Genomic DNA, 26,591 nt, shown 5'->3' with positions numbered 1-26,591 from the left:
CTTGTTCTTTTATACAAATTTCCGGATCTGTTTGTTCTTAAATATTGATTGAGCTCAAGATTTTTTAAGTCTTGATAAGGTTTCCGGTGACATTCTCAGATAATTGGCAATGTATTTATTGGGAACTTCCTGAAACAGCCTGGGACTTCGGTTTAAAACTCTTTCAAAACGTTCTCCCGGAGCATTGATGAGCAGGTCTTTTTCCCTTTCCAGCTGTTGGAGCACCAGATCTTCCAGAATATGCATCCAGAATTTCATATTCGCTTCATCCGATTGTATGAACTCATAAAAATCTTTTTTTGAAGCAACTTTCACTGAGGTTCTTTTAATCGCCTGAATATAAAGATCTGAAGGGTTCCCGCTCAGAAAAGAATCCAAAGAAACAATAATATTCCCGGTGTATCCGAAGCGGATAATCCTTTCCTCATGCTCATCGGTCATAAAAATCCTTACACTTCCTTTTTCTATAAAGTAAATAGAGGTATCCGTACTGCCTGCGATCTTCAGGAACTCATTCCGTCTGAATTCTTTCTTTTCCCAATGAATTCCGCTTTGAAGCAATTTTTCAACCATTTTATTTTATTATTTGGTTTTCCAAAGATAATAGGTAATTTTAAAGGTTTAAACACTAATCACTATAATGCTCAAAAAAACAACGCTCTTTTTACTGATCACTGCCGGATGCTTTGGTATGAAAGCCCAGCAGACTATTCCTTTCCGGGTTACCAAACATAATAACATTATTGTAAAAACTGTGGTCAACAAAAAAGATTCTCTGGATCTTATGTTCCAGATTGCTATGAAGGACTGCTCTATCTCTCCTCAAAGGCAGCGGAAAGCAGATCATATTGTTTTCGACAAAGAAGAAATCAGTGATGGCAATACTGTGGAAGTTGGTCATTTTACGCTGCAAAACGTTCGTTTTTTCGACAATGAACTTACAGGATATGAAGCGGATGGAAAGATCGGCACCGGTCTTTTCCAGGGAAAAGCCTTTAAAATAGATTACGACAATAATCAGTTTGTCATTTATGACCAGCAGCCTGATGTAAAGGAATTTCAGCCCATTCAGATTCTTGCAGATCAAGACTTTTTTTATATTTCCGGTGATAATATTGTTGATGGGAAAAGACAGCAGGAGGAATACTTTTTACTCCAGTCCGGTTATTCGGGAGGTCTTCTTTACAGTAACAGCTTTGCAGAGGAAAAAGAACTGGATAAAAAACTAAAAGTAACAGGTGAAAAAACACTGAAAAATTCTAAAGGACAAAGTCTGATTACAAAGCAGGCCGTTCTTCCTTTTTTTAAACTGGGAAATATTGTTTTTAAAAACCCTTCTGTCGGATTTTTCGCAGGAGAACTCAAAACACAAAAAACCAGCTATTTTGGAGCGGATATGCTTCGCCGGTTTATCTGGATCATTGATGCCGACAGAAAAACAGCCTACATCAAGCCCAGTAAATACTTCTCAGAAGCTTATTACCAATTATAATTCAAAACAATAATCATGCAAAGAATGCTTATGAAGACCAAAACAGCCCTGGTGCTTTTATCCCTTCCACTGGCCATTGTCAGCTGTAAGAAAGAAGAAAAGAAAACGGTTGACAATACAGCAAAACCAACAGTTGATTCTATTAAAACAGCAAAAGCTGAAGATAAAATAGATTATAGCAATTTCAATATTTACAGCATAAGCCTGATCTCTTCTGCACAGAAGGATGCTCTGGCAGATGTTTTTATTTCCGTATCAGATATTTATACCGAACCTCATTCTATACAGGAAGAAGTCTTTAAAAACCAAAAGAATGCTTCTTATGAAGAGATGCAGTATCTGGAGCTCGATCCACAACACAGAAAGAAAATGCTGGATGGCCTTCACCTTACTGAAAATGATTCACTTTACCTCTATAATTATGAATTCAACAAGCTTCAGAAGCTTCCGTTAAATAAGCTGAAAGCCGTTGCCTATCTGGATGCCTATTCTATGGAAGGTAACGAAGTGGACCCTGCGTCTTATATGGTAGGTTTTCAACTTGCCGCCCAGCAGAATAATGATATTTATGACCAATATAACAATGCTGTTGCCTATTTTGGAAATAAAAACCCATTCGTCGAAGGTAAAATGAAGCCTTTTGCGTGGAAGAAGGCCGGCCCTGATATTTCAAAAAAATATTTTACCCAATCCAGACTTAAAGCAGGAAATACTTATCAGGCCCAATATGAAAACCTGACCTATTATCTGCAGGAATATCTTGAAGATGATATAATGATGGAACGTAAGCTAGTAGTCATCAATGACCGCAATGAAAAAACATTTGAAAAAACAATAACCACAGCAGGCAGCGACGGTGCAGAATTCTCTCCTCTCAACGGAATAGGAACTGATGGTACCAACGCCATGCAATGGACCGGTTACCTTTTCAAAGGGAAACCTCCTGTAGCTTTCGGATTTATGGTGCAGTCTTTCGGTTGTCCTTCCATTACTTTTTTAGATAAAAATGAGAAAGATTTTACCATTAACTGTGATAACAGACATTAAGGGATAAAAACAAACTGGTAAAAGATTATCGAAAAACCTGCATTTATCTGCAGGAATAATATGATTCAACGGGAACGGGCTTTAGCCCGTTTTCTGCTTTATAAACACTTCATTTGCAACTGAAATATTGCTAAATAAACACAAATACTTCATCACAACATCTGCTGACCAGCAGTTAAACCACTGCAATCATTGACATATAATAATTGGCGCAATGTAATGAATTGAGCAGCAGTATTTCTTTATTTGACAGTACATCAAAGCTTTCGGAGGTTGTAATCTGATATTCATAATTCAGAGTATCCCACTTCAGATGCGGTTTCATGACAAAAAGCTCTGTTCCATGCTGATCTGCCAACACAAATGAGTCTTTAAAAATTCCTCTATGTTTAAAAAGATAGCCGCTCTTTATCTCATCAAAATAAGTCTGCATCACAATCTCCCCATTCCAGTTCATACGGAACTTAAGCAGCACCCTGTCATTATCTTTCAGCTCTATGGTTGTTCCCCAGAATCCTTTTGGCTCCACCTGATAAATATGGTCCAAAGTCTCTATTTCAGCTTTAAAACTAAACCAGCTGCTGTAAGTAAGTTTCCCTACCGGCTGATCATCATCCATCACTTCAAAAGATAAAGAATTGTTTGATTTTGCGTAATATTCTGCCATGGTTGTTGTTTAGTTTGATGAAGTTTTTATCCGTTTTTTACTATGGTTTGAAGTTTTTATTTGTAACGCACTAATTTATAAATAAATCCGCAAAAAATAACAGATTTTACATTCTGTTTTTTTCCATCTCAGTTGCTCTAAACTTATAGAATTGAAAATATTGCTGTTTATTGAAACCTCTCCCTTTTTTGTTCATATATATAGAATAAATATCCCGAAGCCACTATTTACTTCAATATCATGACCAAAAAACAACCCACACACAATATACTGAATAACAATCATTTAAAATAAAGACCACCTTATAGGATGGAGCGTTTAGACTCAATACCACCATTACTTTTGCATTGTCAACATTAAAGAAATGCTGTCAATAAAAACCGATCTAAATGAAAATATCAGTTATCACATGTCTTAGTATTATGCTGTTTTTTTTAATCTCCTGCCGGGAAGATGAATTTGATCAGCAATATGTAAGGGAGTTTAGTTTTACATCCTCTATTAATGGAAGTACTTATCCCATCAAAGTGGCATTACCGAAAAATTATTCTGCTGACGTAAAATATAAAACGTTGTATGTTTTAGATTCGAAATGGGATTTTGATTTTGCAGCCCGGGAAGTTCAAAAGCAATCCGAAAATTTCCGACGCCATGATATTCTCGTTGTAGGTATCGGCTGGGGTAACGACAGATTAGATGATTATCTTCCCGTTCCTTATAAAGGCGGGACTGGCCGTGCGGATGAATTTGTAAGGGTCATTAATGAAGAGCTGATCCCCAGATTGGAAAAAGATTTCCATGCCGCTTCTGCACGAGAAGACCGGACTATCTTAGGACACTCGGCCGGAGGGCTTCTGGGGACCTATTGCTTTACCAATTACCCCGATACTTTTGGAAATTATCTTTGCCTGAGCCCCTCGCTTTGGATAGGAGATCAAATCGTTCTTCTTAACGAAAAAAAAAACAGGTCCGGAAACCAGTCCCGAAGTGGTAGATTCTTTCTAGCCGCAGGAGGACTTGAAGAAGGCGGAATGCTTCCGCCTATAGAAGCCTTCCGCCAGATCCTTAATCAACATTATAAGGGATTTTCTCAGGGATATCATATGGCTGTCGGATTGGATCATCTGGGTTCTAAAAAGCCCAATATCCGAAAAGCAATCTCTTTTTATTTTCACCAACCTTAATATTTTATATGCGTTTATTATTGATTTGCCTTCCTGTAATTATTGGGATGCAGTTACAGGCACAGGATACCATCAGGCAAGAAAAGATCCTTGAAATAAAGCCTGCTATCGGTACTACAGGAAGTCCGGTAAAACCAACCATATCCGTTATGGTGCTCCGGCCTTTGAATTACAGATTTTCTGCAGTCTCCCACTCTATGACTAGCTTTTTGATGTTCAGCAATACTCCTGAATACATCAAAACCCACTACAATTATTCTTTGTCCCAGAAATTCGGAATTGGCTATTCTCTATATGGAAAAAAAAGAAAAAGCCGACATACTTTGCTGGCGTTGGGCGGGATAAGGCATATTGCTTTTAAAGAAACACTGGAACATCCGGAACTTGAAAGGATAAGTATCAGTACTCATCATACAGTGGCTGATTATGGATTAATGTATGAGCTTTCAGTAGGAAAAAAGAGATATACGTTTGATACAAGGCTATATCTTCCTTTCAGTCCCATCCGGTATTATCCGCAGGGAACATTAACCAATCTGGTTTATCTGGAAGTAGGGCTTGGAATCAGACTCTACAAATAAAAAATGTAATATAAACAAATCATTGAGCGAAAATATATACAGTCTGATTATTTACTATTTTTACTTTTTGATTTTTTATAACAATGGCAATAGGCTGGGAACTTATTTATATAGGCGGAATTTCAATATCGTTGTTTCTGTTCATTATACTGATCAGTAAGCAGAACAAAAGTACTGCTGACAGGATTCTCTGTGCCTGGTTCTTTTTTGCTCTGATTCATCTGCTGTTTATTGCAGGCTATGCCTCCGGAATTATTTATAAAGTACCTCTGCTACTGGGATGGGAATTACCATTACCTTTTCTTCATGGACCTTTTCTCTATCTGTATATTTTATTTTTAAGTGGCCAGCAACGTCATGAGAAACAGTATATTATTCACTTTATTCCGGCAGTATCTGTGGCATGTCTACTGATTTTTATACTTCCGACAGTACAGTTCAGTACATTATCAACCCAGTCTTTTTTCAAAACTTTATTTAAAGGTATGGTTGCTGCCATTATGATTTCGGGTGTTGCTTACATCACAGGATCACTCATTCTACTGCACAGGCACAGGCGCAACATTGTGGGACAGTTTTCTAATACAGATAAGATTACTCTTAACTGGATGCGGTATCTTATTTTCGGGATGGGACTTATATGGATTGTTGTGATTTTTATACAACCGGTACAGGTTCTTTATATTGCTGTTGGATTATTTATTTTTTTTATCGGGTATTTCGGAATCCGTCAGGTTGGTATTTTTTCTAATGTATTATCAGCTCATGAGGTGATTCATCCCATTGCACTTGAAAATGAGGTACTGCCAACAACAGAATCCGCTTCAGAAACGGCAGATCGTATAAAATATGAAAGAACAAAGCTTGAGGACTCCAGGGCTATTGAAATTCAGGAAGAATTAACCCTTTTGATGAAGGAAAAAGAATGCTATAAAGACCCGGAGCTTACTTTAGGAGATCTGGCCAAAATGTTGGCTATACAGCCCGGCATGCTTTCCCAGGTCATTAATTCTAAGGAAGGAAAAAATTTTTATGATTATATCAATACCCTAAGAGCAGAAGCTTTCAAACAGTTGCTTTCACAGCCTGATAGCAGGCAGTATACATTATTGTCACTGGCTTTTGAATGCGGTTTTAATTCCAAAACAAGTTTTAACCGGAACTTTAAAAAGATCACGGGAATGTCTCCAAGTCAATATGCAAAACAACTCAAGATCGAAGTACAGCCTGATGATGAAAAGAGTAATCCGTATTATATTCCTTCTTCTACACCACCCTCTTCTTCTATTTCTAAATCGTAACGTTCATCTTCGGTAAGAATGCGTGGTAATTTATTCCTTCTATTTTATCTTCTTCCAATCCCTGTCGTAGAGTTTTTTCAGCTTATTTTTCAAGTCAGACTGAAAAACTTCTTTTGGAGTTTCAGACTTGCCCAAAATAATTTCAAAGGTTGAGATCTCATCTTCATTATCAAATAGGTCATTTTTATTGCTGTCTTTTGTAGCCGTCATAATAACTTTATTGGATGACTGAATGTATTTCCAGCTGTTCAGGTCATAGTTTGCCGGTGAAATTTGTCTTAATTGTTTACCAGACTTGTCAGAAACAAACAGGTAAACCGGATCTTTCTCATTGAGCAACTTATCTTTATTGTAATCCTTGCTTCTTATATTATAAAAAATGTGATCTGTTTTTTTGGATATATTAGTACCTTCTTCAGCATTATATTTATAATCATAATTAAGGATAAGAACCTTATTGTCGGTAAGCAGATGGTATTCATTCGTATTCGAATTCAGAAAAACGATGTTCCAATATCCGTTGTCCGGCATTTCTTTATAAGAATATCCACCGTCTTTTCTGGGATTCTGTCCCATTTGCAGTGGAAACATCAGAATTCCCGTACTATCAATTTCTGTAAAAGAATTGGTCTGAATATTCAAATTATCAATGGAAACCGGATCTGTCTGCGAAGATGAAGAACTTTCAAAACTCTCAGCGTTTTTGGTGCAGGAAAGTAAGCCTGCAAGCAGAATTGAGTTTAGTATCATTTTTTTCATGGAATGTTTTTTACAATTTTTTCAGGTAAACTTACTAAAAAACACAATTAACCGGAAATTCTTATTCAATTTTAAAGATATAATCATCCTTAATTCTTTCAGATTTCTCTTCCAGATCCTTACTGTTGTATTTTTCACCGTCAATTTCAATATTTTCAATATTCCAGCTCCAGTAAAAATTGTGTGTTTTTTCGATCCGTACCGTTGAATGGGCCTCTATTATGATAGTAGCACTGGTACTGTCTGTTTTCTTTTCCAGAGACTTCAGATTTTTTCTATTCTTTTTAAAAAACTTTGGATTTACGATATCATTTTCATAGTTGAAACTGAATACCCCGTAAGGATCTTCTGAAAATCTCTTAGAGCTTCCTTTTTTATAATTGATCTTTAAGACCTTTTGTGTCCCGGTCAGGTTTTGAATATAAAAATCTGTAGGGATGGAACACCCTGAAAAAATAAAAACAAAGATAATTCCGAATACAATCCAGTTTCTTTTTATACTATTCATCTCTTTTAATTTGCTTTATGGATATAATTTATGAATGAACAAAATGCTGATATTTTTGTTCACCTTTTTCATCGATAAAACGCAATCCATTCCGGATTATTATTTTGTCTTGATATATATGCCTTCAACTGTTGCATTCATTCCGAACTGTCCGCTGCATACTCCCTTGGTATATTGAACCACAGCAAATCCTTTGTAGAATTTTACTCTGAATTCACAATCTTCTGTATCAGACAACTTATAAGTAAAACTGGTTGTTTTAAGACTGATGGTATCATCATCTATCTGCGCAAGGTTTCTTGCCGGTTCACTGGTAACGGATGTAATTCCAAAAACGGCTTTTGAATCCGGTAATTTTTTAATTTCCATATCTCCCTGATATCCGGCATCACCATACTGATAATGATACTTTCCGAACACATCGTCCAATTTTGCTTCTGTCTGCCTTGAAGCAAGCGCTGTATCCTTTTTAACAAGGTTAAGTGCAAGTTCTTTTTTAGTTTTGGGTGAAAACCAGCTTCCCTTAAAAGCACTATCTGTTGGTTTTCCGATAATGACACCTGTTATATTTCCTGATTTTTCAAATTCTAAGATCCTGTAGCTATGGTCCTCTTCTATGGTTCCTAAAAGCATGATAGGCAATTTGTTTTTCGTATTCAGGTAGGTGATTTCTCCAACAATTAAGTTGCCATCCAGCTGATAATGGATAAACACAGGTGTCTTTCCATTCAGAAAACCTTTCCATGATATTTCTTTCGTTCCCTGGCTTTTTACTGATGCTAAAGCAACTGTTGTTTTTGGAGTCTCAGAATGAGTCTCAACTTTTGGTTCAGGCTTATTACAGGAAATAACTGTAAGTAACGGAATATAAACTAAATATTTGTATTTCATTGGGCTGTATATCTCTTTATGCTAATATACGGCCTGGATGGTAATTTAAAAATATTTTATAAAATTATTTTATCCCAGCCATTCCTAAATCAGCAAGGAATTTTGTATTTGATCTTACCATTACACAAATTGTTCTGCTAATTTACCAATCATCCATGGTGCCGTACCATCTTCCTCTCCTTCATTCCTATTATCAACATGGGTAAAATCCCAGTTTCCATCTAAAAAATCAGCGGCGTGGACGCTTTCATGGATCAATGTATTGACTCCTGTTTTTAAATTGCTGCTAAAACAGCGTGTATTAAGCTTTATTAAAGTAGCACTTACCGTTTTGGCATTTACACAGGTTCCCGGTCTAAACGGATTGATCCTCCAATATGTCTCCACTTGAATTTCCTGACTGGCCTCTCTAAGGATGTCAGAAATCTGAGTAGGAGTTAATTGTGTATTATAAAACTTAGGGATTTTTTTAATTTCCTCAAAAAATTTGGGATTTCTAAGAATTTCATTTGCTTTATCAACAGCAATCTTAATGCTGATCTGATCTCCTTTAAAAATAAGTTTCATGGTTTTTATTTTTTGTTGAAAGCTAGAGGGTTCTAAACCTAACAGGTTTTTAAAACCTGTTAGGTTTCATTTTTAGTTCCAATTATTAAGGAATCTTTTCAAAAAATTCTTTCCGTTTTCAGTTAGAAATTTATCTACGCACTGTACAAGATAATCTTCATCTATAGACCCGGAATTGTTATTTTTAAATACTCTGATGTCTTTCAGCGGTTCCAGTCTTTTGTCTACAATGGGCAAATAAACAAGAAGGTCATTTCTAAGTTTTCCTAAAGTTGTCACATCATCGTAAGGATTAATAGGATTGATAAGCCCGTCATAATCAGATCCTATGCAGATATGATCCCATGGGCTGCGCTCTCCTACCCAGTTCATTTCCGAGTACCCTAACCTTACCGCATAAAGAATATGGGCACAAAGCAGATAGATATGTCTTACTTCACGGTCTGTTTTGTCTTCAGTTATGAAAGCCTCTTTCAGATCAAAAGTTCCTTCTTTAAACCACTTGCGCCATTCGTAAAGAGGAATTGCTTCCGGATCTTTAAAATATTCAGGTCTGGAGCCATCCATCATCGTTTTAGCAGCTCCCAGAATCCGCTGATCCATTGAAATTCCTATCAGACCGTTGCTTTTCATAATTTCCAGAATTTCTTCATCAAACAGATTGATGGTCCATGGATTGCCGAATAATTTATTATTCAAAAGGAAATCTGTTTTGCCTATTGAATGATTCTTAGCCTGAATTTCACAGATCGTTTTTCCCTGAACATACCTGAAACCAGAACGATAGTTTTTCTGTTCTAAAAAATCTTTTATTGAGGAAAATGTAAAACCGGTATGGGATGAAATAATCGGCAACCGGAGTGTTTCCGGATGCTGTACACCTAATTCTTCCCGGAACTGATAAAATTTGTGCCGGGAAAAAACACTCATATGCTTAATATCAATAAGGGAAGGATATGGATGCAGGAATACGGTACGGATAAAGTCTTTTCCCTTATCTGAAATTCCAAAACCTGATTTGGGGATAAAGTCTTCACTTCTAAAGGCTACTTGCGCTGTTCCGTTTAAAGCCTGTGCAAAACCGCACATATGCTGCTCAGGAATTTCGCTGAGGTGAACCAGATTGATGCTGAAAAGATCTACATTTTTTTGGTCATCCTGAATTTCACGGTAACACTTTTCCGGCTCAGTAGCTGCTGCCGCATCTCTTATTTTAGCATTCGAAAAATTATGCGCTCCTTCTACAGAAAATGCAAGATAGGTATATTGCTGATTGCTGAAAATGTCTTCGGCGGGAGGGTTTTTACGGCTGATAAATTTTATTTTGAAATCATTTTCCAGTGTAGTATAATTGGATTGGTAATAGGCTATTTCTTCTTTTAACAAATCAAAATAGGTAGTTTCCCTGTTTTTCACACGATCTATAAAATCCCAGTTTATAGGGAGTTTAGAAGAACTAAAGCCTTTAAAAAAGCCATTGATGTTTTCGGCAAAAGCATATTCCATTGCCATCAGAGCAGTCACTCCGTATCCCAGGGAACTGTTTTTCACCATTGCCGGTGAAGACTGGCTGTCGAATGCATTGCCCATAAATTCATCTATGACACTCATTAACCCTTTTGTTTTAAAGTTTGAGCTCAATGGAAGACGGCCGGTATCTTTTTTACTGATCAGATGTTTAAATAACAAATGAAAGTGAAAATCAAATATATTTTTCATACGGTGTGTTTTAAGGATGAAGTACTTTTTGTCTTATTGCATTGAATGTGGCCAGCGACTGGTTTCCGTCACCATCGTTTAAGCTTTCTACAGCAGCTTTACCCAGCGGGGCATTACGTTTCACAATTTTTTTTGCATGATCAGACATTTCAAAATCTTCAGACTGAAGGCTTTCTTCAGCTTTTATACCTGTCATAATACTTCTCATGATTCCGTTCCAGAGCATCTTTAAACTTTCTCCTACAGTTCGGAATTCCATAGCAACACGGCTGATATCTTCACCATCGTACGCATTATTTAAACCGGAAGCTGCCGGAAGTTTGCTTTTCAAAAGCTTATCAACATCTAAAATCCCAGCTCCGAAATCCTTAGGGGGAAGGCTGTGTTTGGTTCTTGCAGAATCTTTAAGGCTTTTTCTGAAGGCTTCAACGATTTGATATCCGTGGTATGCTTTTAAGTCTTCTCTGTTTTTATAAAGCCAGAGTACAGCTGCAGAAGAAACATGAGGAGTGGCATAGCTTGTACCGTGACCATATGCCATTCCGTAGCGGAACAGTCCGGAATCTAGTTTTAAGGATTTCGGGACATATACATGCATTCCCGGAGCTGTAATATCTACGGTTTTTCCCCGGCATGATCCTTTCCATTCTTTATCATCGGGATTCGATGCTGCGACGGCAATGGTTCCCGGATGTACCGCAGGTGCGACAACTTCTTTCACTTCATTTCCTGCTGCACAACACCATATAATCCCTCTTTCATACACTTTTTTGGATAGGTTATAGGTCGTCATTGTAGGAGGTAATCCCATACTTGTGGTAATTACTTTTGCTCCGGTTGCAATGGCTGCATCCACTGCTTTGGCCAATTCTTCCTGTCTTCCAATGATCATTACATCCTGTGCAACCCGGTAAGGGATAAGTTTAACGTCATTTTGATTTAATAAACCACGATTGCCGTTTTCTTCTGCATCAGAATAAAGGTTTCCAATAATAATACTTCCTGTTCTTGCACCGTGGCCCGCATCTGCAAGGGTAAATATTTTGCGATGTTCTTCTTCTCTGGAATTATCATCATTATCTACAAAATCAAAGTCCTCAGTAAGGTCAAATGAACCATAGTTTTTCGGGTGATGAGAATAGCCTGTATCAAACTGGACAATTTTCACTGAATTTCCTATGGCATCTGTTATACCTCCTTTATAATTTACGGCTTCCCAGTTCCACTTCCTGTAGTCTTCCTTAGACTTGCCTTTTACATATTGACTGGATTGGCTGTATAATTCAAGAAATTTTTTTTCATTATTAAAATCTTTTGAACCTGAGCTCTCAACTGCTTTAAACTGATCCTCATAGGTCACTTCCATATTCAGATAGATCTCACTATCATATTCTGCATGAATAATTTCTTCCAATGAAAGTAATTCTCTGGCAAACTCGTTCGGGTTTTTGCCTCCTGTAGAAATATCCAGCACAAATAATTCTTCTTCATTTTCTCTGGCAGAAACCGGAGTCGCAAGACTGAGACTGAAATCTCTGCCATAATTCAATACAAGCTCTGCTTCAAGTCTGTCAAAATTTTCCGGGCTGTTTTTCGCAAGAATAATGAATGGAAACTTTTTTGATTCATCCGAAGTTTTTTTTGTATTCAATACCGGCTGATCAATTATTGCAACAGGGTCTTTTAGTTTTTGGCCTTCATTCTTTACTTCAGTAAGAGAAATTTCCGGCTGATTCTTAACAACTTCTTTGAGTTCTTTTTTGATCTTCTGAGTTCTTGCAAGAATTTCATTTTTCTTAAGGTTTTGGGCCGGATCATCAAAATTTTTCTTTTGCAGCAACTCCAGTATTCTGCTGATACGAATTCCGGCATTGGCCACCCATTCAATCTCATCATCCGGTGTATCTAAAGTGGCAACTGCTCCTGATTTTGTAAGAGGCCTTTTATTTTCATCCATTTTAGGCACGCCTGTCTGGTGCAGGGCTACTATCTCACAGGTATCCAATGCTATGACCGGTGCGCCTGAAGTGCCTGATAAAGAATCGGTCTCATACATAATGAGGTCCTGAGTTTCTGAGAAAAAAGAATTATTATTCAGAGAGGTCTTTTTAGGCTGTCCGTTGGGATGCTGTATAATAATACACGTTCCTCCTTTGGTTATTTTACCTGCATTGCCGTCTATTTCCAGAGAAGGAATATCTGTAATCTTTTTTCCTTTAACATTAAGTTCTTCTAATGCCACCATTGTAAAGTCTAATCCTGAAAACTCATCTTCCGGCTTTTGCTGAATGTCTGAAGTAAAGAAGAACGTTTCCGGTTCAGGCCTGAACTGGACAGGATTCAGTATCCTTCCTTCTTCGTCAATTTCGTAGAAAAATTCAGCCTTAATGTTTTCACAATCTTCCTTACTGGAAATGACGTGATTATTGGTCATTAAAATATTCCCGTTGATCAAAAAGCCAGATCCCAGAGGTTGATTGTTATACAAAATCCGGCATACTGATTGGGAGATCTGAAGTATTTTTGAAAGATTTACAATGTCTACAAGATCATTTCCGCCGATTATTTTTTCGATTCCCAAACGGGAATTAATATCCTTGCGGGCCATTCTGATGTCAAAACGCTTCTGATCATCCTCCAGGTTGATGAGAGGATAATTTAACGAGCGTAATTCTTCAAGTTTATTGTGATCTTTGATAATCTGATCATACTGATTCGCCAGTCTGTCAACAATGACCGCTTTTGTTTCCCCAGCATTTAAAAAATTAAACATAGTATAAGTTTTTAGGGTTATTCATTCAAAAACCAGAGAAACTGAAACCATATCTGACTTACCATCAATAAGCTGTAAAGTATGTCATGAACTCCTCAATAACCAACAATCTCCCTGATAGGTATTCTTTTAAAAAAGCAATTAAAAATTACGGAAAAATGCTCAATAATCTGTAATAAAAGATTACTATTTCTAAGAATATTTTCAAAGTTACCATGAATGATTGTAACGGAAAATAGCACTTTTGTGTGATAATAAATAAGTAGTCTAACAGGTTTTAATACAATAAAAAACTTTTTGTTCAGTTATTGAGGAAGGTGTGCAATCAGTTCAACTTCCAGTTTAGCGGCGGGCATATATAATCTTTGTACCTGTACCCAGGTAGCTGCAGGAAAATCATTTTTGTAGAATTTTTTTCTGACGTTATTCAGCTTTTTCATCTGATCAATATCCGTGGTATACAAATTCTCTTTAACAACATTCTCAAAGGTAGCTCCGAAACTGGACAGAGAAGCTTTTAAGTCATTATAAACGGAGGTAATTCCTTCAGGAGTTATTTCAGTGGCCACAGCACCGGAAATGTACAGAATATTATCGACTTTTAAAACCTGCGTATAGCCAGCAACGGTGTCTTGCTTTGCTTTATTATTATTCCAATGCCATTTTTCTTTTTTTATTTTGGAATCCTGTGAATACGTTTTACCAAAAAGGAGAATAAGAGGAAACAGTATAAGATATCGCATAACGGTTAATTTTAGTTTTTAAATAATTTTATTTGCAAATCCATAAGTAAATTTTCTTTACTAATTTAAAATTTTTAAGCCAATAAATTTCAAATTCCGATTAACGATAGTTTAATATAAGTGAATACACTAAATTGGTGTTAAAAACCTTCCCAATACAAGTCTTCTTTTTAGAATCAGAGATCATATGACTCTATCATTTTTCAATCATAGTGACTGACACTCTTTTGAACGGATTTAATTTTATTATTTTCAAATATGATCAAATAATGCTCTGCCTTTGTCATAGAGTATTTGGTGAAGGGGTTTGCTAAAATTTCAGCTCTCAATGAATCATTCCTGATTTCCGAGAAGTATATGTACTGTAATGGTCCGTGAAAATTCTTTAACTTAGAAACAGGTATAGTTTTGTACTGATGATCTTTTCTCCAGTTCGATTTTGTATATTTTTTTGAAAGTTTTCTGATCATTGAATTTGAAAATGAATTTTCATTTTTAAAATTCTCACTTCCATAAATGGCATAGTTCTGAATTTTATAGATTCCAGGTATTATTTTCACTCCGGACGCATCAGAATGGTATTCTTTGAGAAAGGGTTTTTCCTGATTAAACTTATGGGTAGTGGCATTATAGGCTAATTCATATTTCTGGAATTCAGAAGGATACTCAGCAGTTTTTTTTGCTGTACAGGAACAAATAAGAATAAGAAATAATAAAAAAGAAAATTTCAATTTCTTACAAAGCTTATCAATAAATAACATTTTACTATTCGATTTGGTTTTCAGATTAGAGCCATCATAATTATCAAGGAATTCTAAACTAAACCTAACAGGTTTTGAAAACCCGTTAGGTTTAAGACCAAAAATAATAAAAAAACGCACCCGATTATTCATCAGGTGCGTTTTAAATATTTATAAGTTAACGATTACATCGTCTCCATCTTGAAGCTCATGCTCTCGATCACTTTCAGGATTGCTTCTACCGTATCCATTGAAGTTAAACAAGGTACACCGTTTTCCACACTCATTCTTCTGATCTGGAATCCGTCTCTTTCAGCCTGCTTACCTTTTGTAGTGGTATTGACAACATACTGAACTTTTCCTTTCTGGATCAGATCGATAAGATTAACGTCTTCTTCCCCGATTTTGTATCCGATTTTGCAAGGGATTCCTTTTTCTTCGAAGAATTTTGCAGTTCCTTCCGTAGCCCAGATTCTGAATCCTACCTCATGGAATCTTGCAGCCAGATCAGCGGCTTCCTGCTTGTGCTTATCTGCTACCGTGAACAGGATGGACCCGTGCATAGGAACTTTTCTGCCTGCTGCTACAAGACCTTTATAAAGTGCTTTCTCCAGAGTGGTATCTTTCCCCATCACCTCTCCGGTAGACTTCATTTCAGGGCCTAAAGAGATATCAACTTTCGTTAGCTTAGAGAATGAAAATACCGGAACTTTTACAAATACTCCTTCTTTATTTGGAACCAATCCGTGTTCGTATCCTAAATCTTTCAGTTTTTGTCCTAAAATTGCTTTTGTAGCAAGGTTAGCCATCGGAACCTCTGTAATTTTGGATAAGAAAGGAACTGTTCTTGAAGAACGTGGGTTTACCTCGATCACATAAACGTTTCCTTCGAAAAGAACGTACTGGATGTTCATTAATCCGATTACATTCAGTCCTTTTGCGAGTCTCTTTGTGTAATCTACCAAAGTGTCAATTTCACTTTGAGAGATATTCTGTGGCGGATACACTGCGATTGAGTCTCCGGAGTGAACTCCTGCTCTTTCGATGTGCTCCATAATTCCCGGAATCACTACTGTTTCACCGTCGCAGATGGCATCTACTTCGATTTCTTTTCCTACCATATATTTATCAACCAAAACCGGGTGCTCAGGGCTTGCGTCTACCGCATGTTCCATATAGTGAGCCAATTCTGCTTCAGCATATACGATTTCCATTGCTCTACCTCCAAGAACGTAGCTTGGACGTACCAATACCGGGTAACCGATTTCATTGGCAATTTTTATGGCTTCTTCCTTAGAAGTGGAAGTTCTTCCTTTTGGCTGAGGAATTCCCATTTCCTGTAAAGCTTTTTCAAACTTATCTCTGTTTTCAGCTCTGTCAAGATCTTCTAATGAAGTTCCTAAGATCTGTACTCCGTGAGAAGCTAATTTATCTGCAAGGTTGATCGCTGTCTGCCCACCAAACTGTACGACTACCCCTTTAGGTTTTTCAAGCTCGATGATGTTCATTACATCTTCTTCTGTAAGTGGCTCGAAGTAAAGTTTATCAGAGATTGAGAAGTCTGTAGAAACAGTTTCAGGGTTGTTGTTGATGATAATCGCTTCGTAACCCATTTCTTTGATCGCCCATACTGAGTGAACCGTTGCGTAATCGAATTCAACTCCCTGCCCGATTCTGATAGGTCCGGATCCTAATACAATGATCTTCTCTTTGGCAGAAACCACACTTTCGTTTTCTTCTTCATAAGTTCCGTAGAAGTAAGGTGTTTCAGATTCAAATTCAGCAGCACAGGTATCTACCATTTTGTAAACCGGCATTACTCCGTTTTCTTTTCTGAAGTTGAACACTTCACGCTCTTTTACCTCCCAAAGAACTGCAATATTGATATCTGCAAAACCTAATTTCTTAGCTTCAATTAAAGTTTCTTTATCAAATTTGTTGACAGCGATTACTTTTTCGAAGTCAACTAACTTTTTCAGTTTCCAGATAAAGAATTTATCAATTTTACTCCATTCTACAATCTGCTCCCAGTCATATCCTCTTCTTAAAGCATCTCCGATAATGAATAGTCTTTCATCATCACACACTCTGATTCTTCTTTCGATTTCCTCAGCAGTAAGTGCCTGAGCCTGCTTTGTCTTTAATCCTAAATGTTTGATCCCTGTTTCCAGTGAACGGATCGCTTTTTGCAAAGATTCTTCGAAGTTTCTTCCGATCGCCATTACTTCTCCGGTAGCTTTCATCTGAGTAGAAAGTCTTCTGTCTGCTGTTTCGAATTTATCGAACGGGAATCTTGGGAATTTTGTTACCACATAGTCAAGAGCGGGCTCGAAACATGCGTATGTTTTACCTGTTACCGGGTTCATGATTTCATCCAGAGTCAATCCTACAGCAATTTTTGCAGCAATCTTTGCAATCGGGTAACCTGTTGCTTTACTTGCCAATGCTGATGAACGGGAAACTCTAGGATTTACTTCGATGATATAGTAATCGAAAGAATGCGGATCTAAAGCTAACTGTACGTTACATCCACCCTCAATTCCTAGAGCTCTGATGATTTTCAGAGAAGCATTTCTCAATAGCTGATACTCTCTGTCAGAAAGTGTCTGAGAAGGCGCCACTACGATAGAGTCACCAGTGTGAACTCCTACCGGATCAATATTTTCCATGTTACAAACTACAATGGCGTTGTCGTTTGCATCACGCATTACTTCGTATTCTATTTCTTTGAAACCTGCAATTGATTTCTCAATAAGACATTGTGTCACCGGGCTGTGCTTTAATCCCAGTTCTGCAATTTCTTTTAATTCTGCTTCAGTGGAAGCAATACCACCTCCGGTACCTCCCATGGTAAAGGCAGGACGAACAATTACAGGATACCCGATCTCATCTGCGAAAGCCAGCGCTCCTTCTACCGTATTTACGATATCAGATTCAGGAACCGGTTCGTTCAGTTCTCTCATCAGCTCACGGAAAAGGTCTCTGTCTTCTGCTCTGTTGATGGCAGAAAGCTTAGTTCCCAATACTTCCACTTTGCATTCTTCAAGAATTCCTGATTTTTCCAATTCTACCGCCATGTTCAGTCCTGTCTGACCTCCCAATGTTGGTAATAAAGCATCCGGACGTTCTTTTCTGATGATGTGGCTTACAAACTGTAGTGAAATCGGCTCGATATATACTTTATCTGCGATTTCCACATCTGTCATGATCGTTGCAGGGTTTGAGTTGATCAAAATTACCTTGTAGCCTTCTTCTTTCAAAGACAGACAAGCCTGCGTTCCTGCGTAATCAAATTCAGCTGCCTGACCAATGATGATAGGTCCTGAACCGATTACTAAAATTGTTTTTATATCTGTACGTTTTGCCATTTTTCTTTTTTTATTAGAGTCAAGAATCTAGAACCAAGAGCCTAGATTACCAGACTTTATTTTAAATTATTTTTGAATGAATAAATCATTCTTTGAATTTCGGAAACTTCTTTTAATAAGATACTTACTTTTTCTTCTGATAAAAGATTTAACTCTTTAACCAAAATCAATTGAGTTTGTAATTCAAATGCAGAACCTAAAGCAATAGCAAGAAAATGATTAAACTCTTTATTACTATTTCTTCCAGAACCCTCAGCAATATTAGACGGAATAGAAACTGTACATCTTTTAATCTGTGAAATTAAACCAAACTTTTCATCACTACTGATCTCCTGACAAATAATGTATATATTTTTTGCCAACGCAATAGATTTTTGCCAGAAAAGTAAGTTTTCAAAGTTGTGCATATATTTTCTATCTTAAATCTTTAATCCCGGTTCTTAAATCTTGACTCTTGGTTCTTGTCTCTTGAATCTTACTTCTTAAAATCTTCCATCATTTGAATGAACTCATCAAACAGGTAGTTTGCATCTTCCGGACCAGGGCTCGCTTCAGGGTGATACTGAACTGAGAAACAAGGGTGGATTTTGTGTTTTAATCCTTCATTTGTTCTGTCGTTCAAAGCGATATGCGTTTCGATAAGGTCTGTTCCTTTTAAACTTTCCTGATCTACAGCATACCCATGGTTCTGAGAAGTGATTGCTACTTTGTTTTTCTCTAAATCCAATACAGGATGGTTTCCTCCTCTGTGACCGAATTTCAGCTTGAATGTTTTCGCTCCGCAAGCAAGACCGATCAACTGATGCCCTAAACAAATTCCGAAGATCGGAACTTTTCCTAATAAACCACGGATCATGTCTAAAGCGTGTGGCACATCTTCCGGGTCGCCAGGACCGTTGGATAACATGATTCCGTCCGGATTCATCAGTAGAATTTCTTCTGCTGTAGTATCCTGAGAAACCACAATGATATCACAGTTTCTTTGAGATAATTCTCTGATGATCCCTAATTTTGCTCCGAAATCCACCAATACCACTTTGAAACCTCTGTTTGGGTTGGCATAAGGTGTTTTTGTAGAAACTTCTTCTACCTGATTGGTTGGGAAGCTGGTTGATTTCAATTCTGAAGCTACAGCATTTTCATCGGCATCAGCGTTCACAATTTTTCCTTTCACTACCCCGGAATTACGAAGAATTCTTGTCAGTCTTCTCGTATCGATTCCTGAGATTCCGGAAAGGTTTTTCTTTTTAAATAATTCATCTAAAGTGATCTGAGTACGGAAATTGGAAGGAAGGTCGCAAAGTTCTTTTACGATAAGCCCCTTGATTGCCGGCTCGATACTTTCATAATCATCACGGTTAATACCATAATTCCCGATAAGCGGATAGGTCATACAAACTATCTGACCACAGTAAGACGGGTCAGAGATCAATTCCTGATACCCTGTCATTCCGGTATTGAAAACTACTTCTCCTGCAGTTTCCAAATCTGCTCCGAAACCTTCTCCATGAAACACTTCACCGGACTCCAGTATTAATTTTTTCTTCATTTTTTCTATTTAGATTTTCTTTTTTATTAACAGGTCGCCCCTATGGGGCTCACATTATCTTTTTTTCTTTTGTTCCAGGGGCTTTACCTCTGGCTATTAACAGGGCGCCTCTACGAGGCTCTCTCTTTTTTCCCTCTTCATTATCTATTAACAAGTCACCCCTACGGGGCTCACATTATCTTTTTCCTTTTTTTCCAGGGGCTTTACCTCTGGCTATTAACAGGGCGCCTCTACGAGGCTCTCTCTTTTTTCCCTCTTCATTATCTTCTACTAGCAGACCGCCTCTACGAGGCTCGCCATACTTTTTACTTTTACCTTGGCTCTTTGTTATTTAAAGGTAAATCCTTTTTCTTCCAGTGCTTCTTTCAGAATGGCCATCCTGGCGAATACTCCGTTCTGCATTTGTTTAAAGACTCTTGATCTATCGCACTCCACTAAATCTGAGTCTATCTCAACGCCTCTGTTGATGGGTGCAGGGTGCATGATGATCGCTTCTTTTTTCATAGCCTGTTCCCTTTCTTTGGTCAGGCCGTATCTTTTATGATATTCAGAAGCGGTGAAGCTCATGGCAGAATCATGTCTTTCGTGCTGAATTCTCAGCAACATCAGCACATCCACTTCAGCGATAAGCTCATCTACTGAAAGATAAGTTCCGTTGATCAAGGCACCTTCGTCAAACCATTGTTCCGGTCCTGAGAAGTATACTTTAGCGCCTAATCTTCTTAAAGCCTCCGCATTTGAATTGGCTACACGGCTGTGTTTTACATCTCCTACAATTCCTACTTTTAATCCTTCAAACTTTCCGAATTCCTGATAGATGGTCAGTAGGTCCAGCATACACTGTGAAGGATGGTTTCCTGTTCCGTCACCTCCGTTAATTACCGGAATACTAATATTTTTAAGCTCCTCAAAATATCTGTCTTTCTTATCACGGATCACCACAAGGTTTACTCCTATGCTTTCAATGGTCTTTACTGTATCATAAAGACTCTCTCCTTTATTTACAGAACTGTGCGAGGCATCAAAAGGAACTACCTGCAGTCCCAGTTTTCTTTCTGCAAGATCAAAACTGGTCTTCGTTCTTGTGCTGTCTTCGAAGAAAAGGTTTGAGCAAAAAACTTCTCCTTCAATTTTAGCAGTTTTACCGTTTGCAAAAGCCATTGCTTCTGTCAGTATACTGTTGATTCTCTCGGTGCTTAGTTCTGTAATCGTAAACATAATTCTTATTTTTGGGCATAAAAAAAGCGAAGACAACTATCTTCGCTTAATAACAATAAATATCGTAAAGGGCGCTTTCGCCCGGTAAATCTAATGATATAAATGCTTTTTTATTCATTAGGTGCAAAGATACAACAATTTTATGAACCTACAAAAATTAAGTTTAAAATAAATTAAAAACTTCAGTCCTTCCTTATTCTCATTTAAAATTAATATTTTTGTTACAACTCAAGTTTACTATATGGATTTAAAAGACAAAATGATTCTCAGCATTATTCAGGAAGACTCTACATTATCTGTTAAGGAAATTTCCGAAAAGATTGGTCTTACCTTTACTCCTACGTATGAAAGAATCAAACAGCTGGAGAAGCAGGGAGTCATTGAAAAGTATGTAGGTCTTTTAAACCGTGAAAAACTGGGGCTGAATATCATCGTTTACTGCAATGTTCGTCTTAAAGAACAATCCAAAAAAGTATTGGAGACCTTTGAGGACAATATTTCCAAATACGATGAAGTTCAGGAGATCACCAGCCTTTCCGGGGAATATGATTATATGCTGAAAATTATTGCAAAGGATATCAACTCTTATAATGAATTTGCTGTGAGTGTCATTTCAAACCTTCCCAATATCGGGCAGTACCACAGTTCTATTGTACTTCATGAGGTGAAAAAATCTACAAAGTTTAAAATTGATCTGGAATAAATCATTTATTTTAAACCATTAAGTGCTTTTAAGAGTTGAAGAATAATTAAGTAATTCGCAAGCGAATTTTAAAATAATACGGTTAAAAAATCGCAGATTTTCTTAACCTATCTTAAACCCTTCATCTACCTTAATGGTTCAATTTATCAATCATCAAATTCAAAGAGCGGAATAAAATCCAACCATTAAGATCGCTTAAGCAGATAAGATTTAAGATTAAGGCTTTCACAACGAAAAGGCAGCAGGCTAAAATAATTTTAGAATTTCCACTGATTTTTGCCTAAGTTTTTAATGACCTTAATGGTTCAGATTCTAACCCAATAATTTGTTCTTCAGTTTATTGAACTGGTATTCTATTTTATCCAGGCAAAGATTTCCGATACTTCCCTGATGGGTATGATCCAGATTTCCCGGCTCAAATTCAAATTCATTATTCTCGATCTCCTGCCCCACCTTCACATAAGCATCACGGAAAGAGCTTCCGTTTTTCACTTCTTCATTGATCTTCTCTACGCTGAACAGGTATTTATATTTTTCATCTTCAAGAATTCCGTCTTTTACCTGAATATTCGGTAAAGTATAGCTTAAAATTTCCAGACATTCTTTTAATGAATCAATGGCAGGGAAAAGAATTTCCTTTGTCAATTGCACATCTCTGTGATATCCTGATGGAAGATTATTTGTTAACAGGATTAATTCATTCGGTAACGCCTGAATTCTGTTGCATCGTGCACGAACCAATTCAAAGATATCCGGGTTCTTTTTATGAGGCATAATGCTGCTTCCCGTTGTAAATTCTTTCGGAAAACTGATAAAATCAAAGTTCTGATTCAGATACAGACACACATCATAAGCAAATTTCCCAAGTGTTCCTGCTAAAGTAGCCATTGCCATTGCCAGCATTTTTTCAGACTTTCCGCGGGTCATCTGAGCATATACAGAATTATAATTCATGGATTGAAATCCCAGATTATAAGTTGTACTCTCACGGTTGATCGGGAACGAAGAACCATAGCCTGCAGCTGATCCTAAAGGATTTTTATTGATGATATTCTTCACCGAGAACAGCATTTCCACGTCATCCAAAAGGGCTTCAGCATACGCTCCAAACCATAATCCGAAAGAGGAAGGCATTGCAATCTGTAAATGGGTATATCCCGGAAGCAGAATGTTTTTGTGCTGATCCGCCAGCTGAATCAATATCTGGAAGAACTCATCAGTAAGTGCTGTGATCTCACGGATCTCATCCAGTAAATACAGTTTGATATCCAGTAAAACCTGATCATTTCTTGATCGTGCCGTATGGATTTTCTTTCCTGTGTCTCCTAATTTTGTAATCAGGATCGCTTCTACCTGAGAATGGATATCCTCAGCTTCTTTATCAATTTCAAAATTTCCGCTTTCAATTTCCTGTAAAATTTCGTTTAATACCGCCTGCATCTGCTCAGATTCTTCAAGAGAAATAATCCCGGTTTCTGCCAGCATTTTACAATGTGCCATGGAACCTTTAACATCGTATTTAGCTAAACGTTCATCAAAGTCAAGATCTTTTCCTACAGTAAAGTTATTGACTAATATATTGGTGGCCAGGTCATCCTTTTGCCATATTTTTTTCATAAGTAAGTTTTGATTTTCTAAGACTGAATACCATCATTCCTGATAATATACAGTCCGATTTAAAATATTTGATTGATCTTGACAAGCCCAGCAAGACTCTCCTTATTATTATTAACTATAAAAAAACATTTCCTTATTCTATAAAGCCACAATTTTTAATGGTCATTTTTGCATAAATCTTTATTAAAAACGTAAACTTTATTGCTTGCTGAGCATTAGTCAAAATATTTATTAAGCCGGAAGCTACTGGAAGTTAATCACTACTTTCTTTCTTCCCGCTTCCATCTTTTATAACACTTTTTCCAAAATCCGGATATAGATATCTATTCCTTCTTCTATTTCGTCTATATAGATGAATTCATCCGCTGTATGGGAGCGCCTACTGTCTCCAGGACCCATTTTCACAGAGGTACATGGAATAATTGCCTGATCTGAGGATGTAGGAGAACCATATGTTGTCCTGCCAATTTCCAATCCCGCTTTTACAAACGGATGATCCATTTCGATCTTTGAAGAATTCAGTCTGAAAGATCTTGCAGTGAGGGTAGATTTCATCTGTGACTGAATGATTTCAAAGGCTTCTTTATTGGAATATTCATCGGTCACCCTTACATCTAATGTGAAGTTGCATGATTCAGGCACTACATTATGCTGAACTCCTGCACGAATTCCCGATAAAGTAATTTTAACTTCTCCAAGATATTCTGAAACTTTAGGAAATTTAAAGTTTAAAATATTCTGCAGATCCTGCATACATTTGACAATGGAATTATCATCATTAGGATGAGCAGCATGAGAAGGAGTCCCCTTCATTTCCCCGTCTATCACAAGCAATCCTTTTTCTGCAATCGCCAGATTCATCTGCGTGGGTTCTCCTACAATGGCGAGTTCTATATTCGGGAGCTGTGGAAACAGGGCCTCAATTCCGTCAAAACCAGAAATCTCCTCCTCTGCCGTCAAAGCAATAACTAAATTATATTTTAAATCTTCTTTCTCATAAAAATGTAAAAAAACCTGAGCCATAGAAACCAGTGAGGCACCGGCATCATTGCTTCCCAACCCATAAAGTTTACCGTCTTTTTCAATGGGTACAAACGGATCCAGCGTATAAGCTTTGTTAGGTTTTACGGTATCATGATGAGTATTTAATAAGACGGACGGTTTAAATACATCAAAGTTTTTATTGACCGCCCAGATGTTGTTTTTAAAACGTTTGGTGGGGATCTGATGCTTTTTAAAAAAATTCTCGATCTCTACCGAAGTATTGAATTCATCTTTGCTGAATGAAGGAATTTCAATCAGATTTTTAAGCAATCCAACGGCATTATTCAACAATTCTTCTTTATTATAAACAGATTTCAGTTCCTGCATGATGATTCTCTATATGGTTTTTCAGTTCGGTTTCTTTGATCAGAAACACTTTGTTTACATTATTTTTTATGGCTCCCAGAGCGTTTTCAAGTTTGGGCAAAATCCCTTTGTGCAATTTTCCTTCTTCTTTCAATGCGGTAAATTCCTGTTCGTTTACGCTTTTTATAACAGACTCGGGATCATCCACATCTTCTAAAACACCTTCTTTATCAAAACAATACAGCAATTCAACTTCATATTTCTCAGAAAGTGCCTGAGCCATCACAGAGGCAATAGTATCTGCATTGGTGTTGAAAAGATTTCCTTTTTTATCATGTGTAATTGCAGAAAACACAGGAACAAGGTCAAGTTTGATTAATTTTGAAACAAGTTTCCTGTTCACACTTTTCTTATTAATATCGCCCACAAATCCGAAATCAATTTCAGGATGTTCTCTTTTTTTAGCTTTGATTAAATTTCCGTCTGCCCCCGAAAACCCTATCGCATTACATTTTTTCTGCTGTAGTTTTTCAACAATATTTTTATTGATCCCTCCCGCATATACCATCGTTACGATATCCAGGGTATCTTTATCCGTAATCCTCCTTCCGTTGATCATTTTCTGTTCTATACCAAGTTTATCAGCCAAAGTTGTCGCCAGCTTCCCTCCGCCATGAACAAGGATCTTCTTTTCATTAATGGCTGAAAACTGATCTAAAAACTGATCCAGCAACTGTTCATCATCAATGAGCGCTCCGCCTATTTTTACGATGTATAATTTATTTTTCATGAAAAGATCAAAGGATTAAAAGATTAAAAAAATCACATGATTTGGGATTATTGGATATTATCCAGGATTTCACTGAATACAGCCTGTGCAGAGAAAATACGGTTCTTTGCCTGCTGGTAAATAATGGAGTTTTCTCCGTCCATTACCTCATCACTCAATTCTACATTACGGCGAACGGGTAAGCAGTGCATTACTTTGGCCTGATTGGTATTTTCCAGCTTTTCATTCGTCAGCATCCAGTTTTCTTTCACTTCCGGCATTGCAGCATAATCATCAAATGAAGACCAGTTTTTCACATAGATAAAATCAGCGTTTTTCAATGCTTCATCCTGATCATGAATTACTTTTATGTCTTTTGTAAAGTTTTTATCCAGATCATATCCTTCCGGATTGGCAATTACCAACTCTACATCCATTTCCTGCATCCATTCTGCGAAAGAATTTCCAACAGCGTGTGCAATAGGTTTGATATGCGGTGCCCAGGTCAATACCACTTTTGGTTTATGATCTTTTTTCCAGTTTTCTGTAATAGTAATACAGTCAGCAAGACTTTGTAGCGGGTGACGAGTAGCAGACTCCAGAGAGATCACAGGAACTTTTGCATGTTTTTCAAACTGACTTAAGATGCTTTCATTTACATCATCTTCTTTACTTTTCATTCCTGCAAAGCAACGTACAGCGATGATATCACAATATTGGTTTAAAACCTCGATTGCATCTTTTATATGCTCTACAGTATCACCATTCATTACCGCTCCATCTGCAAACTCAAGATTCCATGCTTCCTGCGCAGCATTTAATGTCAAAACATTTAAACCTAAGTTTTGAGCTGCAATCTGACTGCTCAGACGGGTTCTCAAACTTGAATTTAAAAATACAAGTCCGATTGTTTTTCCCTTTCCTTTTTCTGTTTCAGAAAGTGGATTTGCTTTTATCTCTAAAGCTTTTTTTATGATTTCCTGTAAGTTTTCTACATCACTTACAGAGGTAAATTTTTTCATTTGGTATTTTCTATTTTTTTTCA

Annotated in this window: 24 protein-coding genes; 6 read left to right on the top strand and 18 right to left on the bottom strand. The window is 37.1% G+C overall.

Annotation, left to right across the window (positions count from 1 at the left end; translation table 11 throughout):
• Positions 1-54: 54 nt before the first annotated feature.
• Positions 55-573 (bottom strand): Crp/Fnr family transcriptional regulator, encoded by a 519-nt coding sequence (locus ACTJJF_RS17160; protein WP_312305808.1) that lies wholly within the window; start codon positions 571-573, stop codon positions 55-57.
• 67 nt (positions 574-640) lie between these two features.
• On the opposite strand from ACTJJF_RS17160, the gene ACTJJF_RS17155 reads away from it, so the two are divergent.
• Both ACTJJF_RS17155 and ACTJJF_RS17150 read left to right on the top strand, forming a co-directional pair.
• A complete protein-coding gene (locus tag ACTJJF_RS17155) occupies positions 641-1,492 on the top strand; it encodes a hypothetical protein (protein WP_440700421.1) in 852 nt (283 codons plus the stop codon).
• A gap of 15 nt (positions 1,493-1,507) precedes the next feature.
• Positions 1,508-2,539, top strand: a complete 1,032-nt coding sequence (locus ACTJJF_RS17150) for a hypothetical protein (RefSeq protein ID WP_440700420.1) — start codon at positions 1,508-1,510, stop codon at positions 2,537-2,539.
• 175 nt (positions 2,540-2,714) lie between these two features.
• Here the strand turns inward: ACTJJF_RS17150 and ACTJJF_RS17145 are convergent, their stop codons facing one another.
• Positions 2,715-3,206: a hypothetical protein gene (locus ACTJJF_RS17145; RefSeq protein WP_440700419.1), complete on the bottom strand. Its 492-nt coding sequence runs from the start codon at positions 3,204-3,206 to the stop codon at positions 2,715-2,717.
• Positions 3,207-3,595: 389 nt separating this feature from the next.
• Here ACTJJF_RS17145 and ACTJJF_RS17140 point away from each other — a divergent pair, with 389 nt between their 5' ends.
• The 3 genes from ACTJJF_RS17140 to ACTJJF_RS17130 all read left to right on the top strand — a co-directional run bounded on the left by ACTJJF_RS17140 (position 3,596) and on the right by ACTJJF_RS17130 (position 6,272).
• Positions 3,596-4,390 (top strand): alpha/beta hydrolase, encoded by a 795-nt coding sequence (locus ACTJJF_RS17140; RefSeq protein ID WP_440700418.1) that lies wholly within the window; start codon positions 3,596-3,598, stop codon positions 4,388-4,390.
• Between the two features lie 47 nt (positions 4,391-4,437).
• Entirely contained in the window at positions 4,438-4,971 is a 534-nt protein-coding gene (locus tag ACTJJF_RS17135) for a hypothetical protein (protein WP_440700417.1), read from the top strand.
• 83 nt (positions 4,972-5,054) lie between these two features.
• Positions 5,055-6,272 (top strand): helix-turn-helix domain-containing protein, encoded by a 1,218-nt coding sequence (locus tag ACTJJF_RS17130; RefSeq protein WP_440700416.1) that lies wholly within the window; start codon positions 5,055-5,057, stop codon positions 6,270-6,272.
• A 39-nt stretch (positions 6,273-6,311) separates the two neighbouring features.
• Here the strand turns inward: ACTJJF_RS17130 and ACTJJF_RS17125 are convergent, their stop codons facing one another.
• The 12 genes from ACTJJF_RS17125 to ACTJJF_RS17070 form a co-directional block, all read right to left on the bottom strand.
• Entirely contained in the window at positions 6,312-7,031 is a 720-nt protein-coding gene (locus ACTJJF_RS17125; RefSeq protein ID WP_440700415.1) for a hypothetical protein, read from the bottom strand.
• A gap of 61 nt (positions 7,032-7,092) precedes the next feature.
• Entirely contained in the window at positions 7,093-7,539 is a 447-nt protein-coding gene (locus tag ACTJJF_RS17120; RefSeq protein ID WP_440700414.1) for a hypothetical protein, read from the bottom strand.
• Positions 7,540-7,638: 99 nt separating this feature from the next.
• Positions 7,639-8,430 carry a hypothetical protein gene (locus ACTJJF_RS17115; protein ID WP_440700413.1) on the bottom strand — a complete coding sequence of 264 codons (792 nt, stop codon included), beginning with the start codon at positions 8,428-8,430 and terminating at the stop codon, positions 7,639-7,641.
• 120 nt (positions 8,431-8,550) lie between these two features.
• Positions 8,551-8,997: a hypothetical protein gene (locus ACTJJF_RS17110; RefSeq protein ID WP_440700412.1), complete on the bottom strand. Its 447-nt coding sequence runs from the start codon at positions 8,995-8,997 to the stop codon at positions 8,551-8,553.
• Positions 8,998-9,069: 72 nt separating this feature from the next.
• Positions 9,070-10,716: a hypothetical protein gene (locus tag ACTJJF_RS17105; protein WP_440700411.1), complete on the bottom strand. Its 1,647-nt coding sequence runs from the start codon at positions 10,714-10,716 to the stop codon at positions 9,070-9,072.
• 10 nt (positions 10,717-10,726) lie between these two features.
• The gene (locus ACTJJF_RS17100) at positions 10,727-13,489 is read right to left on the bottom strand and encodes a S8 family serine peptidase (RefSeq protein ID WP_440700410.1); all 2,763 of its coding nucleotides are present in this window, start codon (positions 13,487-13,489) and stop codon (positions 10,727-10,729) included.
• A 305-nt stretch (positions 13,490-13,794) separates the two neighbouring features.
• Positions 13,795-14,232 (bottom strand): RidA family protein, encoded by a 438-nt coding sequence (locus tag ACTJJF_RS17095; protein ID WP_440700409.1) that lies wholly within the window; start codon positions 14,230-14,232, stop codon positions 13,795-13,797.
• A 203-nt stretch (positions 14,233-14,435) separates the two neighbouring features.
• Positions 14,436-14,963, bottom strand: coding sequence for a hypothetical protein (locus ACTJJF_RS17090; RefSeq protein WP_440700408.1), 528 nt, complete (start codon positions 14,961-14,963; stop codon positions 14,436-14,438).
• Between the two features lie 194 nt (positions 14,964-15,157).
• Positions 15,158-18,340 (bottom strand): carbamoyl-phosphate synthase large subunit, encoded by a 3,183-nt coding sequence (gene carB, locus ACTJJF_RS17085; RefSeq protein ID WP_440700407.1) that lies wholly within the window; start codon positions 18,338-18,340, stop codon positions 15,158-15,160.
• 56 nt (positions 18,341-18,396) lie between these two features.
• The gene (locus ACTJJF_RS17080; RefSeq protein WP_440700406.1) at positions 18,397-18,747 is read right to left on the bottom strand and encodes a four helix bundle protein; all 351 of its coding nucleotides are present in this window, start codon (positions 18,745-18,747) and stop codon (positions 18,397-18,399) included.
• Between the two features lie 68 nt (positions 18,748-18,815).
• Positions 18,816-19,889: a carbamoyl phosphate synthase small subunit gene (locus tag ACTJJF_RS17075; protein WP_065397359.1), complete on the bottom strand. Its 1,074-nt coding sequence runs from the start codon at positions 19,887-19,889 to the stop codon at positions 18,816-18,818.
• 327 nt (positions 19,890-20,216) lie between these two features.
• Positions 20,217-21,107, bottom strand: a complete 891-nt coding sequence (locus ACTJJF_RS17070) for an aspartate carbamoyltransferase catalytic subunit (RefSeq protein ID WP_440700405.1) — start codon at positions 21,105-21,107, stop codon at positions 20,217-20,219.
• A 241-nt stretch (positions 21,108-21,348) separates the two neighbouring features.
• Here ACTJJF_RS17070 and ACTJJF_RS17065 point away from each other — a divergent pair, with 241 nt between their 5' ends.
• Positions 21,349-21,810: an Lrp/AsnC family transcriptional regulator gene (locus ACTJJF_RS17065; RefSeq protein ID WP_312305854.1), complete on the top strand. Its 462-nt coding sequence runs from the start codon at positions 21,349-21,351 to the stop codon at positions 21,808-21,810.
• A gap of 312 nt (positions 21,811-22,122) precedes the next feature.
• Here the strand turns inward: ACTJJF_RS17065 and argH are convergent, their stop codons facing one another.
• The 4 genes from argH to ACTJJF_RS17045 all read right to left on the bottom strand — a co-directional run bounded on the left by argH (position 22,123) and on the right by ACTJJF_RS17045 (position 26,568).
• Entirely contained in the window at positions 22,123-23,427 is a 1,305-nt protein-coding gene (gene argH / locus ACTJJF_RS17060) for an argininosuccinate lyase (protein WP_440700404.1), read from the bottom strand.
• A gap of 288 nt (positions 23,428-23,715) precedes the next feature.
• A complete protein-coding gene (locus tag ACTJJF_RS17055) occupies positions 23,716-24,798 on the bottom strand; it encodes a M20 family metallo-hydrolase (protein WP_440700403.1) in 1,083 nt (360 codons plus the stop codon).
• Complete coding sequence (gene argB / locus ACTJJF_RS17050; RefSeq protein ID WP_440700402.1) at positions 24,773-25,567, bottom strand: acetylglutamate kinase; 795 nt, start codon at positions 25,565-25,567, stop codon at positions 24,773-24,775. The genes ACTJJF_RS17055 and argB overlap by 26 nt, the downstream gene beginning before the upstream one ends.
• Before the next feature lie 47 nt (positions 25,568-25,614).
• The gene (locus ACTJJF_RS17045) at positions 25,615-26,568 is read right to left on the bottom strand and encodes an N-acetylornithine carbamoyltransferase (RefSeq protein WP_440700401.1); all 954 of its coding nucleotides are present in this window, start codon (positions 26,566-26,568) and stop codon (positions 25,615-25,617) included.
• Between the last annotated feature and the right edge of the window lie 23 nt (positions 26,569-26,591).

Source organism: Chryseobacterium sp. 22458 (genome assembly GCF_052044975.1).
Classification (GTDB): Bacteria; Bacteroidota; Bacteroidia; order Flavobacteriales; family Weeksellaceae; genus Chryseobacterium.
This window is presented reverse-complemented; position numbering and strand designations above follow the sequence as displayed.

Excerpts from the sequence above, each read along its gene's own strand:
- ACTJJF_RS17055 (WP_440700403.1), bottom strand. The coding sequence starts at position 24,798 with ATGCAGGAACTGAAATCTGTTTATAATAAAGAAGAATTGTTGAATAAT.
- ACTJJF_RS17110 (WP_440700412.1), bottom strand. The coding sequence starts at position 8,997 with ATGAAACTTATTTTTAAAGGAGATCAGATCAGCATTAAGATTGCTGTT.
- ACTJJF_RS17105 (WP_440700411.1), bottom strand. The coding sequence starts at position 10,716 with ATGAAAAATATATTTGATTTTCACTTTCATTTGTTATTTAAACATCTG.
- ACTJJF_RS17145 (WP_440700419.1), bottom strand. The coding sequence starts at position 3,206 with ATGGCAGAATATTACGCAAAATCAAACAATTCTTTATCTTTTGAAGTG.
- ACTJJF_RS17095 (WP_440700409.1), bottom strand. The coding sequence starts at position 14,232 with ATGCGATATCTTATACTGTTTCCTCTTATTCTCCTTTTTGGTAAAACG.
- ACTJJF_RS17125 (WP_440700415.1), bottom strand. The coding sequence starts at position 7,031 with ATGAAAAAAATGATACTAAACTCAATTCTGCTTGCAGGCTTACTTTCC.
- ACTJJF_RS17045 (WP_440700401.1), bottom strand. The coding sequence starts at position 26,568 with ATGAAAAAATTTACCTCTGTAAGTGATGTAGAAAACTTACAGGAAATC.
- ACTJJF_RS17155 (WP_440700421.1), top strand. The coding sequence starts at position 641 with ATGCTCAAAAAAACAACGCTCTTTTTACTGATCACTGCCGGATGCTTT.
- ACTJJF_RS17070 (WP_440700405.1), bottom strand. The coding sequence starts at position 21,107 with ATGTTTACGATTACAGAACTAAGCACCGAGAGAATCAACAGTATACTG.
- ACTJJF_RS17080 (WP_440700406.1), bottom strand. The coding sequence starts at position 18,747 with ATGCACAACTTTGAAAACTTACTTTTCTGGCAAAAATCTATTGCGTTG.
- argH (WP_440700404.1), bottom strand. The coding sequence starts at position 23,427 with ATGAAAAAAATATGGCAAAAGGATGACCTGGCCACCAATATATTAGTC.
- ACTJJF_RS17075 (WP_065397359.1), bottom strand. The coding sequence starts at position 19,889 with ATGAAGAAAAAATTAATACTGGAGTCCGGTGAAGTGTTTCATGGAGAA.
- ACTJJF_RS17100 (WP_440700410.1), bottom strand. The coding sequence starts at position 13,489 with ATGTTTAATTTTTTAAATGCTGGGGAAACAAAAGCGGTCATTGTTGAC.
- carB (WP_440700407.1), bottom strand. The coding sequence starts at position 18,340 with ATGGCAAAACGTACAGATATAAAAACAATTTTAGTAATCGGTTCAGGA.
- ACTJJF_RS17150 (WP_440700420.1), top strand. The coding sequence starts at position 1,508 with ATGCAAAGAATGCTTATGAAGACCAAAACAGCCCTGGTGCTTTTATCC.
- ACTJJF_RS17130 (WP_440700416.1), top strand. The coding sequence starts at position 5,055 with ATGGCAATAGGCTGGGAACTTATTTATATAGGCGGAATTTCAATATCG.
- argB (WP_440700402.1), bottom strand. The coding sequence starts at position 25,567 with ATGAAAAATAAATTATACATCGTAAAAATAGGCGGAGCGCTCATTGAT.
- ACTJJF_RS17160 (WP_312305808.1), bottom strand. The coding sequence starts at position 573 with ATGGTTGAAAAATTGCTTCAAAGCGGAATTCATTGGGAAAAGAAAGAA.
- ACTJJF_RS17115 (WP_440700413.1), bottom strand. The coding sequence starts at position 8,430 with ATGAAATACAAATATTTAGTTTATATTCCGTTACTTACAGTTATTTCC.
- ACTJJF_RS17065 (WP_312305854.1), top strand. The coding sequence starts at position 21,349 with ATGGATTTAAAAGACAAAATGATTCTCAGCATTATTCAGGAAGACTCT.
- ACTJJF_RS17120 (WP_440700414.1), bottom strand. The coding sequence starts at position 7,539 with ATGAATAGTATAAAAAGAAACTGGATTGTATTCGGAATTATCTTTGTT.
- ACTJJF_RS17135 (WP_440700417.1), top strand. The coding sequence starts at position 4,438 with ATGCAGTTACAGGCACAGGATACCATCAGGCAAGAAAAGATCCTTGAA.
- ACTJJF_RS17140 (WP_440700418.1), top strand. The coding sequence starts at position 3,596 with ATGAAAATATCAGTTATCACATGTCTTAGTATTATGCTGTTTTTTTTA.